This window comes from Sphingomonas sp. SDUR79 (assembly GCF_056821745.1).
In genome coordinates this window covers 53,849-69,003 of the sequence record NZ_JBPDIN010000002.1, presented here as the reverse complement: position 1 = coordinate 69,003, position 15,155 = coordinate 53,849, and the positions used below count along the sequence as shown (strand labels likewise).

The window sequence follows — 15,155 nt, the reverse complement described above, 5'->3', positions numbered from 1 at the left end:
GGCGCTGGCGGCGTAGCAACCGGCGCGGGACCGGATGGCGCGTCCGAAACGGGCGAGGGGGGCGGGGCCTCCTGCGCTGGAACCGGCTCGGGCTTCGGCGCGGACTTCTTCGCGCCAACGTCGCGCGCGAACCGCTCGCACGCCAGCACGGTCATATCCTCGGCTGCGGTGTCGGCGACGAAAGCCCGCGTTGCTGCATCGTCGGTCTTGGCCGCTTGGGTGAGCGCGACGGCGCTTCGCATCGAAATGTCGGCGAATAGCGCCGCAACATAATCCGGCGCTTTGGCGAGTCCCTGATAACGGGTCAGCAACGTGCGATTGCGGCCAGTCGCGCGAGCCAGCTCGGCGAGGGAACGCCCCTTCGCAACCTGGCCGGTGACGAACCGGATCATATCGGCCGTCGACAGATCCTCGCGCTGGTCATTCTCGATGAACTGGTCGATGCGGACCTGTTCAATATCGTCGGTCTTGTTGACGATCGCGCGAACCTGCACGCCAAGTTTCTTGCACGCCCGCCAGCGCCGCTCGCCGAACATGATCCGATAGCGCCCGTCGGCATCCTTTGGCGCGACGGTGATCGGCTGAAGCTGGCCGCGCTCCCTGATCGTCTCGGCCATTTCGTCGATCTTGGCCTCATCGATCTCGCCGCGCACGTTTTCCGGATCGGGATATAGCAGTTCGGTGTCGAGGAGCTGGACGCGATCGGCGTCCGCGACGGCCGCCTTTTCGCTGAAAACGTCGAAGCCGGTGAAGTCTGTCATGCGTGGCTCCCGATCCGGGTCATGGCTTCCTCGAGAAACGCGCGCATCGGGGGAAGCGAGGTTCGCACGTCCTTGTCAAAGCGCCACACCGGGACATGCTCTTGGATGGCCTGGCTGTAGTGCGCGCGCTCGGGAAGATAGGTGCTGAAAAGGTTGCGGCCGATCTTGCTCTGAATGGCCGCGAGCATATCCATCTGATGCCGGTCGTTCGCACGCACGCGGTTCGGGATGAGCCCGACGACATGGATCGGCGTGCGGCGCTTAGTGTTCACCGTCGCGATCGAGTCCGAAACCTGCTTGGTCGCGGCGGGACCGAACGGTCCCAGCTCGACGGGCACGATCAGGTGATTACATACCAGCAGCGCCGCGAAATTGATCCACGACCACGACGGCGGCGTATCGATGACACAATAGTCGAAGTGCGGATCGAGCGCCGGGAAGTTCGCATTGAGGTTGGTGAGCGCGCGCGGATAGTCCGCGTCATACTCGCCGCCCATACGGTTCGAGTAGATTGCGAGCCGGGGAAAGCTCGCGGGGGGCTCGTAACCCGGCTCGAACAGCGGTTTGCACGTACCAAGGCTCTCGAAATCAGCGAGCGCATCGGTTGCGTTGCATTGTCGATCGAGGTCTAGGAACAGCACGCGATGGCCAGCGTCGGCGAGATGCCATGCCACATGGCAGGCAATCATCGTCTTGCCGGCGCCGCCCTTCTCGACATTGATGGCAATGGTCTCCACGCGCCTTACCAGCCCCGATCCGAGTTGTTGTTCCAATGGTCATAGCCGCGAAAATTCGAATCGGTGCGCGTGTTGCGACGCGCCTCCTCATCGGGGGTATCGCCGCTCCAGATGCGCGGATTACGGCTGCCACCGCCCCGAAGGACGGCCCAAGCGATCAGGACGAAAAGTCCGATCGTCAGCAGATTATCCCACATGGCTTTGCCTCCGTCGCCTTGATGAAAGGCGTATCCTGTAATAAGTGGTATCTGAAATCACGTCAATAGGTGGTATCAACAATATGCGTGCTTCGGATGACCACTAGCAAATCAGGAACGGCAGGTCGCCCGCGGATTAACGCGGAAAAGACGATGGCTCGATTTCCGGAAGGGACGTTGGGCCGGATCAAGGCTGTGCTGCGCGATGGCGAGAACCAGTCCGATTTCATGCGCGAGGCGGTTGAGCTGGAGCTTCGCCGGCGAGAGGGGCCGCCGATAGGCGGCCCCGGCCGCTCTTAGTCGCGATCCTCCGAACCCTTGGCGAGAACCGCGAAGCCAGTGACGCGCCGTTCCGTCGTATAGCGCGTGCCCTCGGGCGTGTCGTAGGAGCTGTCCTTCATGACACCGCCGATATGCACCAAGTCGCCAACCTGCGCCTTGGCGGCGCGCTCGATCATCTTGCCGAACAGCGTCACCTCGTTCCAGTGCGTGTCCGTCACCCACTCACCATTCTCCTGATGGTTGTAGTTGGCGGCGACGCTGATCTTCGTCACCTTGTCATAGCGATTGATCTTGCCGACCCGGCCGATGATCCGAAACTCCGCGATATTTTGCATGGTCCTGTCCTTTCGATCGATCAGGCTCATTCCTGATGGGAATTGAAGGGGAGTGCAGACGCCGCGATCAAGCGAAAAAACGGAGGGTCCGCGCAGCGGAAACCGTAGGCGCAGCCGGTTATTTGCTTGATCGTAGAAGGCGGCCAGCGCCCATTTTCCCATCGATCCAGGAATAGCCGATCGGAAGGTGACGGCCTCATTTTCGCGCCAAGGATCTCGCGCCCGAAAGTGGATAGCGACATGAGAAGATGGCGGTCGAGGAAGCCGTAACGACCGCGGTGAATTTGGACGGCGGAAACGTCTGAAGAGAGGATGCCGGCGCCGATCGCGCACCCCTCGGCGCTGACGACATGGCGCTACGGTCGCGTTCGTCGACGAAAAACGGCTGCACCAGGCACGAAGGCGGCTATTTGAGCGCGACGGTAAACGCTTGCTCCTCTCGGGAGCATCGCGACGCGGAGCGGCGCGTCCGACGTATCGGCTAGGTGCTGACGGTGACGATTTTGCACGATGGGTTCGGCTAGGACTGTCCTCGCCGTCAGGCGTTAGAGCGTTGGCCGACTAGGCCAACTCCATTTGTCCCTAGAGAATATGAATCTAGGAGCGGTTGACCATTTTTTTGAGACTCTTGTCTCTCGAGCGCGATGGCGAGGCTGTCCAGCACGCGCCGCAGGCCCTCATCCTCGATTTCCTCGGCGACCACTTGGCGAGGCGAGCGCCAAAGCCGCATCGCCTCGATCTCCTCGATGCGATCGACCTCCCGCTGCACCACGTCGTCGGGAAGCGGAACGGGCCGGAGAAAGCGCGGAAGGAAGCGAGCGAGGCGATTGGGGAAGCTCATGCGATAGACATTCGACGTCTGCGCATTGCGGGCTTTGGGGCGATCGGCGGGCGGATCGATCGGGACGCACCGGCGCTGCTTCTCAAGCAGGCCCATCGTGGCGAGGATCGACAGACCGCGCCCCACACTGGCGCGGGAAAGGCCGGTGTGCGTCTCGATCCATTCCCACGTCGGAAACACTTTGCCGGCACAGTTGCGAGCGAGATTGGTAAGCTGCTCAAATACGCGGACCGCCGCGGGCGTTATCAGCGTGACAAGCCGTTCGTCTTCGGTGAGTTGGCGCCCTTCAGCGCGCGCAAGGCGGCGCACTGCGTTCTTGAGCTTCAGCAACTCCACGGCCTTCTTATAGAGCCGATCGGTCTCGCCCTTCGCATAGCTATAAAAGAAGTCATCCTCGAACGTGCCGGCCTTCCGGCTGTTCGGGTGAACATGCGCGCGCGTCGGATTAGGTGTGCCCGAACGCGATCTCGGACGCTCGCGCTCGATGCGCTCGAGCGCCATGAAGCTCGCCCTCGCGAGTGTAACAGCTCCCATCTTCCGTCCCCTTCAAGGGGCCGGGACCAGGCAAAACTAGAGCGTGGCGCGAAGCGCGCTCCCTTGAACCAAAGCTCGGGAACAGGTATGAGGGGGGTGTCTTACGTCCCGATCGATGCCTGCAAGCATCGCTCATCACGTTCCAGGGTGCCCGGCCTTCGTGCCGGGCATTCGTTTATGTGGTCACGGCCGCTCCCTCTGGCCGATCGCAGGATGCTCCCGGCTCACCGATATTTTTGGCGAATTAAGTGGGGCAGCGAAACAGTTGAAGTTCGTGCTTTCGCTGACCGACTCCAACAAAAGTTCGTGCTTTTAGTGACCGATCGGGCGGCCGTTCGTGCTTTTGGCGACCCGACTTCGTGCTTTCGCGGACCGAAATTCGTGCTTTCGGCGACCGATCAGCTCACCCGTCGTCGAGCCGATTCGCAATGACGAATAACGGAAGTGGTCAGGCAGTCGCGAGGAGGGGGCGGGGAGTAATCTTGACGCGACCTGCACCCGCATTTCGACGCGAACGCCCTTTGTCCGGAGTTGGCGCGCTCTCGATCAAATCGAAGGTGAAGCTGGGGATGCTATCTTCATCGGCTATTCGTTTCAGCTCATAGCGAAAATGCTTGAGCGAGCTTTGATAGCCGAGCTGCAACCGCAGCTCATCAAGGTCGACGTCAACCGCCCCATGCACACATGCCGACCGCGCAACCTCATACAGGCGACGCTCGATCGGGCCGAGCTGGAAATAGGTGGGCGCATAGTCCAGCACACGCCGATCGCGCAGAATAGCGCGATAGAGCCAATCACATAGCCGGACCTTCACGGCTTTCAGCCGTTTATCGCCGGTTTTCGTCTTGGTGTAATGAAGCTGCGCTTCGGAGAGCCAAGAGAAAAATCCGGCCTGGCCCTCACCCCCGGCCTCGATGTTGGTCTTGATCTGCGTACCTTGAAGCCTCTCCAGTGCATCGGATAGGCGCGTATAGGACCGGGCCGAGCCGTTGACGCCCGTGACGCGGAAAAGATCGTGAGCGGTAAAGTAGAAGTCTTGGGAGACCCCCACGCCGGCGTCCAGCTTCGCCACCATAAGGCTGGCGATATATAGCAGGACCTCTTTGTCGTAGATCGTTGCCACGCCCTTCGCCGTGGCGACGATCTCGATCGACACCGTGTCCGTCTTGTAGGCGAGCGGCTTGGTCCATTTCCCTTTGCTCAATGCGAAGAAGGGGAAGGCCATCAACGATCGCTCGCCCCGAACCTCCGTCAGCAAAGGGCTGTCGAGCGCAAACAAGTCACCCTGGATCAAGGCGGCGTCGCTCATAGCGCCGCCCGGGAAACGGTCGTTGAAAGCACGAAGAGAGGGCTGGAATCAGCCGCCCCCCCTCGGAAAGGCACCAATTCGACCCAAAAGTTCGTGCTTTCGGTGACCATTTGCGATCCGCGTCGACCGCCTTCGTGCTTTTGGCGACCTACCGTGCCGGTGTGTCTCGCAAACGATCGATTTTGAAGCGGGACCATGTGAGAACGTGTAGCAGGGCCGCAGCGCGTATCAAAACACTTTCTCGATTGGGTTGGGTCGTGATAGGCGCGGAAGATGAGTTTTGAGAACGGTTTATGCTGATCGGCTATGCGCGCGTCTCGACGCCGGAACAGGATCTATCGCCGCAGCTCGCGGCGCTGAGCGAGGCTGGCTGCGAGAAACTGTTCAGCGACAAGGCGAGCGGCGCCAAGGCGAACCGCGCTGGCCTGGCCGAAGCACTGTCGCACGCGCGCGCCGGCGACGTGCTGGTTATCTGGAAGCTGGATCGGCTCGGCCGCACCTCCAAGGGCCTGATCGACCTCGCGACGGAGCTGGAAGAGCGCAAAATCGGCCTGCGATCGATAACCGATGGGATCGACACTTCCGGAACGGCGGGCAAGTTCGTGTTCCGCATCCTCGCCGCGCTGGCGGAGATGGAACGCGATCTCATTCGCGAGCGGACGACGGCTGCGTTGATGGTCGCGAAGCGCGAGGGCAGGATCGGCGGCCGAAAGACGGTAATGACGCCCAAGCGGATCGAGGCGGCGCGCAAGCTCCTCGCATCGGGGATGACGATGCGCGAGGTGGCGCCGGCGATCGGCGTCTCGGTCCCGACGCTCTATCGTCATTTCCCGGCGCCGGTGCAGGATGCGATCAGCGCGGAGAAGGAAGGCACAGGCGCATGAATGCCTAGCATTCTAGCGGCGCTGACGAATTCCACCCTCCCGAAACTGACCCGACAGCTCCGCTTGTCGAATGGATCATAGGGATTTCCTATCTCAAGATAGAATCTTCGAGTTTGCCGCCACTTGTAGCGGAAGCCATGCTGCATGACGGTGAAATTCACCAGCGCGACCGCTGAATACGATGCCTCGATTTGGCGTAGGATAAATCGGGCCGCATTCGCGTTTACGAGGAACGTAACGCTCGAAGATTTTTAAGGAGATGGATTATGCGCGCTCTATGCTGGCACGGTAAGGGGGATGTTCGTGTCGACACGGTTCCCGATCCAGAAATTCAGCATCCGCGCGACGCCATCATAAAGATCACCGCCTGCGCAATCTGTGGTTCGGATCTGCACCTCCTCGACGGTTACATGCCGACCATGGAGTCTGGCGATATCCTCGGTCATGAAAATATGGGTGAGGTCGTCGCCTTGGGATCGGAGGTCACGAACCTGAAGATCGGCGACCGGGTGGTCGTGCCGTTTACGATCAGTTGCGGTGATTGCTTCTTCTGTCGAAAAGGTCTGTTCTCCGCGTGCGAGAGAACGAACCCCAACGCGGAGATGGCGATCAAGGCGATGGGCCATTCGCCAGCCGGCCTATTTGGCTTCAGCCATATGATGGGCGGCTACTGTGGCGGCCAGGCGGAATATCTCCGTGTGCCGATGGCCGATGTCGGACCCATCAAAATCCCGGACAACATCACCGACGAACAGGCGCTGTTCCTCTCTGATATTTTCCCGACCGGCTACATGGCGGCCGAGAACGCCAACATCGAGGAAGGCGATACCGTCGCGATCTGGGGATGTGGCCCTGTCGGTCAATTCGCCATCCGCTCGGCGTTGATGTTGGGCGCTGGGCGTGTGATCGCCATCGATAATTTGCCCGAGCGCCTTGCGATGGCGGAGGCGGGCGGCGCTGAGACGATCAACTTCGATGAAGTCGATGACGTTTACGAGGAGCTGCAGGATCGCACCAAGGGACGTGGGCCGGATAGCTGCATCGATGCCGTGGGCTGCGAGGCATCGGCGCACGGCTCCGTGGATGCCGTCGTAGATAAGGTGAAGGCCGCAACTTTCCTGGCCACTGATCGAGTCCACGTGCTTCGCGAAGCGATCAAGTCCTGCCGTATGGGAGGCACGGTTTCCATCCCTGGCGTTTATGTCGGCATGGCGGATAAGATCCCAATTGGGGCCTTGATGAATAAGGGGCTCACGATCAAATCGGGGCAGACGCATGTGCAGCGGTACACGGCACCGCTTCTTGCCCGCATCGAAGCGGGTGACATAGATCCCAGCTTCGTCGTCACTCATCCCGCATCGCTGGAAGACGCGCCGGCGATGTATGAAAAATTCCGTGATAAGAAAGAAGGGGTAATCAAGGTCGTCATGCGGCCGCACGGCTAAAAGCCCGGCGAACCTTCCGCCACAGAATGAGATTAATCGTCATGCACCCGCCGGGATTTCGGCGGGTGCATTTGTGTCGCGCCTGCGAGATTTCCGATCAAGAAGAGCGGTTCGCCAGCCGCAGGCTCACTCTAAGTCTTCTGACTGCCGGTAAAACGGTCTTCGCTATCGGCGTATCAGTCGCAACGCCTGATCGCACTCTGCCCTGCAGGGTGCAGGAAAGGCGCGAAATAGCGTCATCAGAGGACAAAACGACAAGCCGTTAATCGAGTGTGTTCCCATTTCGTTCTATCGCGAGTTACAAGAGCGCGAAGGGAATCAACATGCTGCCTCTGATGCAGCCGGTCCCGCTCGCCGACGTGCCGAAGGGGACTGTTCTTCGCGTCGTCGGCGCAGCAGGCGCCGGCTTTCCAAGCCCGGCCCAAGATTGGGAGGATGACGCCATAAACCTGATCGAGCTGTTGAGGCTCGATCGGGCGGCGAGTTTTGTGTTCCGGATCAGCGGCAACAGCATGATCGAAGCTGGCATCCACGATAACGACGTCGTGGTGGTTGATCGCGACACGCGCCCTGCAGAAGGGCATATTGTAATCGCGATCGTCGATGGCGGCTTTGTCTGCCGCCAGCTCGTTCGGCGCCGGGGCGCCGCATTCCTCGAAGCGCGCAACAGTCAGCAACGCTACGAACCCACCTCGGCCGAAGACGTCGAGATATGGGGCGTCGTGCGGACCGGCGTGCGCGATTATCGGCGCTAGACCGTGTCTTGGGCGATCGTCGATGTCGCCAATTTCTATGTCTCGGCCGAACGCCTGTTCGATCCGAGCCTGCGGGGCGTGCCGGTCATCGTTTTGTCGAACAATGATGGCTGTGCGGTGGCCCGCTCCGAAGAGGCCAAGGCGCTACACGTCCGCATGGGCGAGCCGGTCTTCAAGATACGCGATCGGATCAAGCGCCACGGCATCCAGCTCCGATCGAGTAACTATGAGCTGTATGCAGACCTCAACCGGCGCTTCAACGCAGTCATCGCCGACCATTCCGATCTGGTAGAAATCTACTCGATCGACGAGAGTTTCTTCCGCCTGCCGCCGCTCGCGAGCGGCCTTGGCGATGTGCCGACCGCGCACGCGGTCCGCGAGGATATTGCTCGATCCGTCGGACTGCCGACACGGATCGGGCTGGGTCCGACCCGCACGCTCTCGAAGGTCGCGAACGCCTTGGCGAAGGCGACAGAAAAGGTGTGGGGCGGCGTCGTGGATCTCCACGACGTCGAGCTGCGCCGGCGTCTGTTTGAACATTGGCCGGTTGGCGAGGTGTGGGGAATTGGAGGGGCACTGGCAGCCCGGCTGCGGCCTCTAGGCGTGCAAACGACGGCAGACCTGGCTGCGCTGCCCCCGGCGGTCGCGCGCGACGTCGGGACTGTCGTGCTGGAACGCCTCGTGCGCGAGCTGGGCGGGATCGAATGCGACGATTTCAAGGTGGCACCCGAACCGCTCAAGGCGACCGCCGTGACGCGCCAGTTTGGCGAGCCCGTCTCCGACCTTGCCGAGCTGTGCGAGGCAATGGCGCGGCGCGCAGCTCGCGCGGCCGAAAAGATACGTGTGCAAGGGCTGGCTGCAAATCGGCTTATCGCGTTCGCGCATGGCTCACGCTTTAAGCCGAACCCGCCCTCGGCATCGCGATCGGCACGGCTTTCTCCTCCGACCAATGACCCCCGCGTGATCGTCGGGATCGCGGGGAAGATGATGGAAGCAATGTTTCAGCCCGGGGGCGCTTATACCAAGTGCGGCGTGCTGCTGGAGGATCTGACGCCGGAAGGGAAAGGGCAAGCGGACTTGTTCGCCACGGCCGATCCTAGAGCGCCGGGATTGCTGGCGGCAATGGACGGGATCAACTCCCGCTTTGGTCGAAATACAGTGATCTTGGCGGCGCAGGGGTGCGGCGCGCGATCGTTCGATACTAAGCGGTCGCAGAAAAGTCCGGCCTGGACTACGAAGATCGGGGAAATACCCGTCGCGCGATAAGCAGCGAAGCAACCGCCTCGAACCAACCAACGCGCTCGGTTCTGGTCGTGGAGCGGACCTGCATTGAAAAGTAGAATGGAAGTCCGTCGTGAAAAGCGAAACAGCTCTGTCGCTGATGAAACGGGCATTGGCGATTTATGACCGTGATGGCGAAGGTGCTACGTGTGCCGCTTGCCATCTTCAAGCCGCGATCGACGCGGCCGCCAGCGCCAGGCCGCTGCAACCCCATGAGGAAATTGATCCGGCGCAGTTGGCGGAATTTGACGCGCACATTGAGCGAAGCCGAAGGGGGCCGCTACACTAGCTAACCTCAATCGGCCCTACGCAGTCAGCGGCTTCGGTCTTTATCGCGCGACGCCGGCGATTGCGCCGGTGTCGCGCTGCCGATTTCGGCATCGAGCTTGTCCCCCAATTTGATCCGATCGGCTACGAGTTGCCGGGTCGACTCTCCAATCGTTCCGACCATGCGTGCGCTCTCGCCACGATCACGCGCGGTTTGCATGGCAGCGTCGACAATCGCCTGTGCTGGCGCGAGCCGAGTATCGGCGTGGTTCATCTCTGGGGTATTCTTCAGGAACGTCGCGGCGAGCCGCTCCTGGCCCGGTGAATAGCCGGGAGGCAGGATCGGCCTCTCCAGAGCGCGCACGGCACGCTGAAGCCGCGCGGGCTGCTGGTTGTTGATCTGGACGCCGAGCGCCGCGCCGATCTCTCTGACCCGCTCCAATGGCGTCTGCTGGGGCGTCACGACAGCATCGATCTGACGGACCCCGAGATAGGTCAGAAGGTGCGATTGATAGACCGGCCCCTTAGCGTGCCGGACATAGGCCAGTTCGGTGCGCGCATTGGCGATAGCGGCCGAAGGTGCGCCTTCCTTCACAAGCCCGCGCAGCCGGTCAGCCGCCTGCTGGCGGGCGGCGGGAAGATATCGTTCCATTTCCTCGCGCACTTTGGTCAATGTCACCCGGTAGCGTTGCCCCTCAGGCGGGGCGCGTTTGGGGAGCATCGCGATCCCGGCGGGACCGATGCGCGCTTCGGGCGAGAGGTCGCGCTTGATCGCTGCTGCAGAGAGGACTGCGGCCATGCCGCGATGATCGCCTGTCAGGAAACCGTGGCGGGACGCCTCCATCCACTGATCCTTGTCGATCCCGGCAATGCGGATTGGATGGCCTGCCTCGCGGGCGAGCTGCGCCGCGTGGTGGCGCATGGTGCGGCCATTGCCTTCGCGGAAAGGATGAATGGCATTGATCTCGTTGATATGATCGCCAAGCCGGTCGAAAAACTCGTCTCGAGCAAGGCCTTTGAAGTTGTTCTGTTTGCTTACGTCCGCGAACCGTTTGTCGAGTTCGCGCGCGACATAGGGGACGGCGGCGAAGCTCGATCCCCCCTTGGCGATATTGACGGTGCGGTCCTCGCCCGCCCAATCGTAGAGGTCTTGAAACAGATGTTTGTGAAGCGCGCGGTAGCCTTCATCCGTCGCAGGAAAAGACAGGCGCGCGGCCTCTGCGCCGCGCGCCTGTGTCAGCCGTCGCTCTGCCTCGGTGAGCGTCTTATCGTCGGTGATCCCGAGGCGGTTCCGTAGAGTCTCGGTGCCGGGATATGTGTAGGGATCGTCAGCCAATTTCAGGCTGCGATCTGGCGTGTTCCGGGCTGATAGAGGCTGAGGATGATGGAGGGCATAAGTGCGGGGGGCACGCCCTCGTCGAGCATCATCGCGAACATCGCATCTTCGTCGATGGTCGGCGTCATGTCTTCGATAGCAAGATTGGCCCGCGCCTCTGCTACATCCTCACGCCACAACGCGACCTGCTCGGGGGTGCCGCGCTCGAAGTCCATCTTACGGACGCGCTCGCGCAGCTTTGCAAGATCGATCTGGGCCATCGCGTCATCCTTCCAATTTCTTAACACTACGCCTTCCGTCGCGATTCCTCAACAAATCACTCGTCCCATCCGTCGATCGATTCACCATGCGCCGCGCCCGTTCGGACGCAGCGCATTGCGAAAAGCTATCAGTATTCGCTTGCTAACATGATCGTCAGCACGCGCTTGGTCTGCCGCTCATCCCATGGCGCTTCGCTGCCATAGGTCAGGGTGGTGTCATAGCAATCCACCTTCCAGAAAACGGTCTCGGCAATATCCCTGTCCCTCCTCGGGCGGTCCTGCGTCCATCGTCCCGACGCAAGGCGATAGACGGCGCCGAAATCATGCTCCCCATAAGGGTCATTGTTGCCGTCGAATTTCGTGAAACCAACGATCGAGGCAAGCGCTGCGAACCGATCCGCGTCGGGAAGTGCCTGAAAGCCGATCGTGGTATTGGCGATCGAACTGGTGCCGGGATTGCTGCGGGCCGCGTCGTTCAGACGACGAATGGCGGCGAGTTGTTCCGGGCTGTGCATTGGTGATCCTCCTTCTTGGCATGGGCCGCAAGGCCGCTCGGCCTCACGGCCCTGCCTGTCCGGCGAGGACGGGATGGGGAGGGGGAGCGAGAATCTACCGCTGGCGCGGGCGAACCGCCCTAGCGCGGCCGGCGATCGTCGCCGGGTGCCGGGCTTGGCGGATTACACGGGCGGTCGATTGTCGTTCGGGAACGAAAGGGCGGCGCCCTTGGCGTTCCCCTTCGCGCCGAGCGCAAGCAGCGCGCTCGGCGGCACGATGCGCGGTGCGGATCTCCGCACGTCAATTAGGTGATTTTCTGCTTTCGTTCTCGACTCTGCTGACTCATAGAATCGTCATGCCGATCATGGCCGAACATCGCTGGCTCTATCCGATCGACTGGCCCGAGCTGTCGAGGCTGATCCGGTTCGGCCGCGCGAATGGACGATGTGAGCATTGCCGACGTCCGCATGGGAAGCGCGTCTTCCACTTGGGCGATGGTCGCTGGTGGGACGCCGATCATCGGCAATGGCGTGATGGCCGGGGACGCCGGGTGCGCGCGCCCGACTCTGGGGTCATCGCGATTGTTCGTGTTACGCGGGTCTATATCGCGTGCGCCCACCTGAACCACGATCCGACCGACAACGCGCCGCGCAATCTCGCCGCGCTCTGCCAGCGATGCCACATGATCCATGATGCTGCCGAACATCGTCGCCGGCGTTGGCTAAACGCCTATCGACGCCGCGCCCTGGGCGATCTGTTGGCGTTGCTGGACACCCCGTTCATGCCGATAGGAGGTGTGCCACGTGGCACACTTGTAGCGGTCTCAGCAGGCTGAATCCGCCACTCAAGCGGAGCGCGAGCCGATCATCGTGCGTGCTGATGCAAAGTCGCGCAGCTCGTCATGATGTCGTGAAGTCGCCACGGCGCCGCCCGTCCCTTGTGGGCGGGCGGCGCCCGCGGGCCTGAAAGGGCAGCGGGCGCGACGGCCATGCAGGGCATGGCTGTCGCGCCGGCGACGGGGCCTCTGCTGGGCCAAACGGGGAAGATGGGGGCCGATCTTCACCGGCCCCCGATAGTCGTCACGCCATCTCGTCGTCGGCCATGTCCTCGTCCTCGATGCCGTCCATGTCGCCGTCGAAGTCCTCCGCTTCGCCCTCCGGCTGATCGAACGCACCGATCTTCATGGGGGCGGGAAGCCAACTGGCCGGAAGCCGCTCCGACACGTTCACCGCCAAGTCGCCCTTCTTCTTGATGGTGGCGCAATTTTCGGCGCTCGGGGCACCGCATTCCTCGCGCAACAGGTCGATCATCGCGGCGCGGCGCATCTTGTCGAACAGGGCGATGGGGGCGCTCCAACGGGCGGCAATGTCCACCCCGCTCGCGCGCGCGATCTGCTCGAAGTGGTGATGCCGCCTACCCGGGGAACCGCCAGAGAACACCGTGCCGTCCACCGTCATCGCGACAAGCCCCGCCAGCAGCGCCATCTTGTCGTCGCTGCTCATGGCGCGGATCGCCTCGAAACGCCCCTCGGCGGGGATCGACGCAAACCGGGTCGCCATCACGTCCTCGACGGGGCGAACATCACTGGTCGCCATAAGCTCGTCGGGAACATCGGTCGCGACCGTCTTGGCCTGAACCTCAAGCGCCATCTGGTAGCTATGCGCGCCGTGAAGCAACTGGCCCGCAAGGCTGTCCAGCACAATGTCCAGCGCCAGCGCCGGGTCGGCTGCGACCGCTTCCTGCACGATCTGCGTCTTGATGCGTGACAGGTCCGCGAACAGGCTGTTGCTGTAGAGCGGTTGCGGCTCGCAGCTGCCCGCCTTCGGCTTGGGCTCTGCCTTCGCACGATAGATGCTCTTGCCGAGCGAACCGTCATGCGAAACCCACAACGCCACGCCCCCGACTGCAACCTGCTCCGCATTGAAGGCCCGGAGTCCCTCGGTGATCGTGTCCCGCTCATCGACAAGCGGTTCGATCCGGTCACTGTCCTCGCCTTCCTTCTCCGCGATGGCCTCGATCTCAAGCTCGATCTCGGCAAGCCGTTGGCCCTCCGCCTCGGTCGGCTCGCGGGTGGCGGGATACATGCCGCCCTTCATATAAAGGTCATAGGGCCGGTCCAGCGAGGCGCGGACCTCATGCCAACCGATCGCGCGATATTCATCGGCGATGGCGTCCAACTTCTCTTCCGCCAGTTCCTGCACAAGCTCGGGCTGATCGGCGTAACCGGCATCCCCTTGGCTGAACAGGTCCGGGGTGATCGTCCCGCCCTTCGCCTCATAGGTTTCCCGCCCGATGAACAGGAACGCGCCGCTGGTGGTCGCGATCTTCTCCGTGGTGAGCATCCGGCGAATGGCGTGGGCCTGCCCGTTCGCCGCCTTGCAAACCTTGATCTGCTGGCTGTGATCGTCGGTGAGGGTGAGCGCGCGCGCCGCCTCAAGCGTCAACTGGTCCTTGGCGATCAGGTCGATCAGCGAGGGTGCCAGCGCGGAAAGGCGAAGCATCTTATAGACGAAGCTGACGGCAAGGCCGGATCGGGCGGCAATGTCCTCGGCCGACATGCCCGCATCGCGCAACGCGCCATAGGAACGGATGCGGTCGGCGGGGTGCATGTCCTCGCGCTGCTCATTCTCGATCAGCGACAGTTCGATGGCTTCTTCCTTGGCGCGGACCTCGACAGGGAAAACGTCGCTGTTCTTGATCCGCTTGCGCTTCGCCAGTTCCTTCAACCCACGGTAGCGCCGCCCTCCGGCGAACACATAGAACAGGCCATCTTCCTCGTAGGCGATAAGGTTCTGCAACAGGCCGTGCGCGGCAATGTCGTCGGCCATGGCGTCGATGGCGCTCGGCTTCACCTTGCGCTGGTTGAGCGGGGAAAGGCGAAGCTGCGACAGCTTGATGGTGATGATACCCATGATGAAATCCTTGATCCGTATGAGTTTTGGGGGGTCAGCCTTCGAGGGCTGCGAGTTCGTCAAATTCTGCTGATGCGCGCGCCGCGCCGTCGCCCGCGTAAGTCACGCCGGTTCGCGGATAGAAGAACACGCGGTCGCCACGGCGGTAGGGTGTGCCGTCCGCACTGGTCCCATCCGCCCTTGCCGTCTTCCAGTAGGGATCGCCTTTGTATCGGGTGTAAGCCATTGTCCTTTCTCCTTCTTCCTGCGGCTGAAAGCCGGTTGCCGCAGCAACCGGGTCTGCCTCTCCGGCGAGGAGCGGGATGGGGAGGGAGGAGGAAAATCGATGGCCTGGCGCGGGCAGGCCGCCTTAGCGCGGCCGACGCCCCCTCGGGCGTCGGGTGCCGCGCTTGGCGGACCACACGGGGCCGTCTATTTTCCTTCGGGAACGAAAGGGCAGCAGTCCCTTGGCGTTCCCCGCGCTGGCGGGCCTCCGGGGGAGGGCCGCGGCGCCCACAAACCGTCGACGCGCCTCATGGCGCTCA

At 62.2% G+C, this 15,155-nt stretch carries 18 protein-coding genes and 1 pseudogene; 7 read left to right on the top strand and 12 right to left on the bottom strand.

Annotated features, from left to right (window positions below; translation table 11 throughout):
* From ACRYLO_RS19535 to ACRYLO_RS19525, 3 genes are all read right to left on the bottom strand, one after another.
* On the bottom strand, window positions 1-761 hold a 761-nt coding region (locus tag ACRYLO_RS19535; protein WP_482661844.1), incomplete at its 3' end, for a ParB/RepB/Spo0J family partition protein.
* Window positions 758-1,498 carry a ParA family protein gene (locus ACRYLO_RS19530; protein WP_482661843.1) on the bottom strand — a complete coding sequence of 247 codons (741 nt, stop codon included), beginning with the start codon at window positions 1,496-1,498 and terminating at the stop codon, window positions 758-760. The genes ACRYLO_RS19530 and ACRYLO_RS19535, both read right to left, overlap by 4 nt.
* A gap of 5 nt (window positions 1,499-1,503) precedes the next feature.
* The gene (locus ACRYLO_RS19525) at window positions 1,504-1,695 is read right to left on the bottom strand and encodes a hypothetical protein (protein WP_482661842.1); all 192 of its coding nucleotides are present in this window, start codon (window positions 1,693-1,695) and stop codon (window positions 1,504-1,506) included.
* A gap of 153 nt (window positions 1,696-1,848) precedes the next feature.
* On the opposite strand from ACRYLO_RS19525, the gene ACRYLO_RS19520 reads away from it, so the two are divergent.
* The gene (locus tag ACRYLO_RS19520) at window positions 1,849-1,995 is read left to right on the top strand and encodes a YlcI/YnfO family protein (protein ID WP_397587037.1); all 147 of its coding nucleotides are present in this window, start codon (window positions 1,849-1,851) and stop codon (window positions 1,993-1,995) included.
* Here ACRYLO_RS19520 and ACRYLO_RS19515 read toward each other — a convergent pair.
* The 3 genes from ACRYLO_RS19515 to ACRYLO_RS19505 all read right to left on the bottom strand — a co-directional run bounded on the left by ACRYLO_RS19515 (window position 1,992) and on the right by ACRYLO_RS19505 (window position 4,996).
* Complete coding sequence (locus tag ACRYLO_RS19515) at window positions 1,992-2,312, bottom strand: single-stranded DNA-binding protein (protein WP_482661841.1); 321 nt, start codon at window positions 2,310-2,312, stop codon at window positions 1,992-1,994. The genes ACRYLO_RS19520 and ACRYLO_RS19515 overlap by 4 nt on opposite strands.
* Window positions 2,313-2,850: 538 nt before the next feature.
* Window positions 2,851-3,654 carry an RNA replicase gene (locus ACRYLO_RS19510; RefSeq protein ID WP_482661840.1) on the bottom strand — a complete coding sequence of 268 codons (804 nt, stop codon included), beginning with the start codon at window positions 3,652-3,654 and terminating at the stop codon, window positions 2,851-2,853.
* Window positions 3,655-4,135: 481 nt separating this feature from the next.
* A complete protein-coding gene (locus ACRYLO_RS19505) occupies window positions 4,136-4,996 on the bottom strand; it encodes a replication initiator protein A (protein ID WP_482661839.1) in 861 nt (286 codons plus the stop codon).
* Window positions 4,997-5,289: 293 nt separating this feature from the next.
* On the opposite strand from ACRYLO_RS19505, the gene ACRYLO_RS19500 reads away from it, so the two are divergent.
* The 5 genes from ACRYLO_RS19500 to ACRYLO_RS19480 all read left to right on the top strand — a co-directional run bounded on the left by ACRYLO_RS19500 (window position 5,290) and on the right by ACRYLO_RS19480 (window position 9,650).
* Window positions 5,290-5,880: a recombinase family protein gene (locus tag ACRYLO_RS19500; RefSeq protein ID WP_482661838.1), complete on the top strand. Its 591-nt coding sequence runs from the start codon at window positions 5,290-5,292 to the stop codon at window positions 5,878-5,880.
* Window positions 5,881-6,146: 266 nt separating this feature from the next.
* Complete coding sequence (locus ACRYLO_RS19495) at window positions 6,147-7,325, top strand: zinc-dependent alcohol dehydrogenase (protein WP_482661837.1); 1,179 nt, start codon at window positions 6,147-6,149, stop codon at window positions 7,323-7,325.
* A gap of 323 nt (window positions 7,326-7,648) precedes the next feature.
* Entirely contained in the window at window positions 7,649-8,080 is a 432-nt protein-coding gene (locus ACRYLO_RS19490; RefSeq protein ID WP_482661836.1) for a LexA family protein, read from the top strand.
* A 3-nt stretch (window positions 8,081-8,083) separates the two neighbouring features.
* Window positions 8,084-9,346 (top strand): Y-family DNA polymerase, encoded by a 1,263-nt coding sequence (locus ACRYLO_RS19485; RefSeq protein WP_482661835.1) that lies wholly within the window; start codon window positions 8,084-8,086, stop codon window positions 9,344-9,346.
* An 88-nt stretch (window positions 9,347-9,434) separates the two neighbouring features.
* On the top strand, window positions 9,435-9,650 hold the full coding sequence (locus tag ACRYLO_RS19480; RefSeq protein ID WP_482661834.1) for a hypothetical protein: 216 nt from the start codon (window positions 9,435-9,437) through the stop codon (window positions 9,648-9,650).
* Between the two features lie 24 nt (window positions 9,651-9,674).
* Here ACRYLO_RS19480 and ACRYLO_RS19475 read toward each other — a convergent pair whose 3' ends face one another.
* From ACRYLO_RS19475 to ACRYLO_RS19460, 4 genes and pseudogenes are all read right to left on the bottom strand, one after another.
* Window positions 9,675-10,427, bottom strand: coding sequence for a hypothetical protein (locus ACRYLO_RS19475; protein WP_482661845.1), 753 nt, complete (start codon window positions 10,425-10,427; stop codon window positions 9,675-9,677).
* A 162-nt stretch (window positions 10,428-10,589) separates the two neighbouring features.
* Window positions 10,590-10,964, bottom strand: a pseudogene (locus tag ACRYLO_RS19470) (Fic/DOC family protein); the annotation flags it as partial.
* A 2-nt stretch (window positions 10,965-10,966) separates the two neighbouring features.
* On the bottom strand, window positions 10,967-11,224 hold the full coding sequence (locus tag ACRYLO_RS19465) for a hypothetical protein (RefSeq protein WP_482661833.1): 258 nt from the start codon (window positions 11,222-11,224) through the stop codon (window positions 10,967-10,969).
* 128 nt (window positions 11,225-11,352) lie between these two features.
* Window positions 11,353-11,739 (bottom strand): DUF3768 domain-containing protein, encoded by a 387-nt coding sequence (locus tag ACRYLO_RS19460; protein WP_482661832.1) that lies wholly within the window; start codon window positions 11,737-11,739, stop codon window positions 11,353-11,355.
* 335 nt (window positions 11,740-12,074) lie between these two features.
* On the opposite strand from ACRYLO_RS19460, the gene ACRYLO_RS19455 reads away from it, so the two are divergent.
* A complete protein-coding gene (locus tag ACRYLO_RS19455) occupies window positions 12,075-12,554 on the top strand; it encodes a hypothetical protein (protein WP_482661831.1) in 480 nt (159 codons plus the stop codon).
* A 244-nt stretch (window positions 12,555-12,798) separates the two neighbouring features.
* Here ACRYLO_RS19455 and ACRYLO_RS19450 read toward each other — a convergent pair whose 3' ends face one another.
* On the bottom strand, window positions 12,799-14,631 hold the full coding sequence (locus ACRYLO_RS19450; RefSeq protein ID WP_482661830.1) for a ParB/RepB/Spo0J family partition protein: 1,833 nt from the start codon (window positions 14,629-14,631) through the stop codon (window positions 12,799-12,801).
* Between the two features lie 34 nt (window positions 14,632-14,665).
* Window positions 14,666-14,857: a hypothetical protein gene (locus ACRYLO_RS19445; protein ID WP_482661829.1), complete on the bottom strand. Its 192-nt coding sequence runs from the start codon at window positions 14,855-14,857 to the stop codon at window positions 14,666-14,668.
* Window positions 14,858-15,155: the final 298 nt, after the last annotated feature.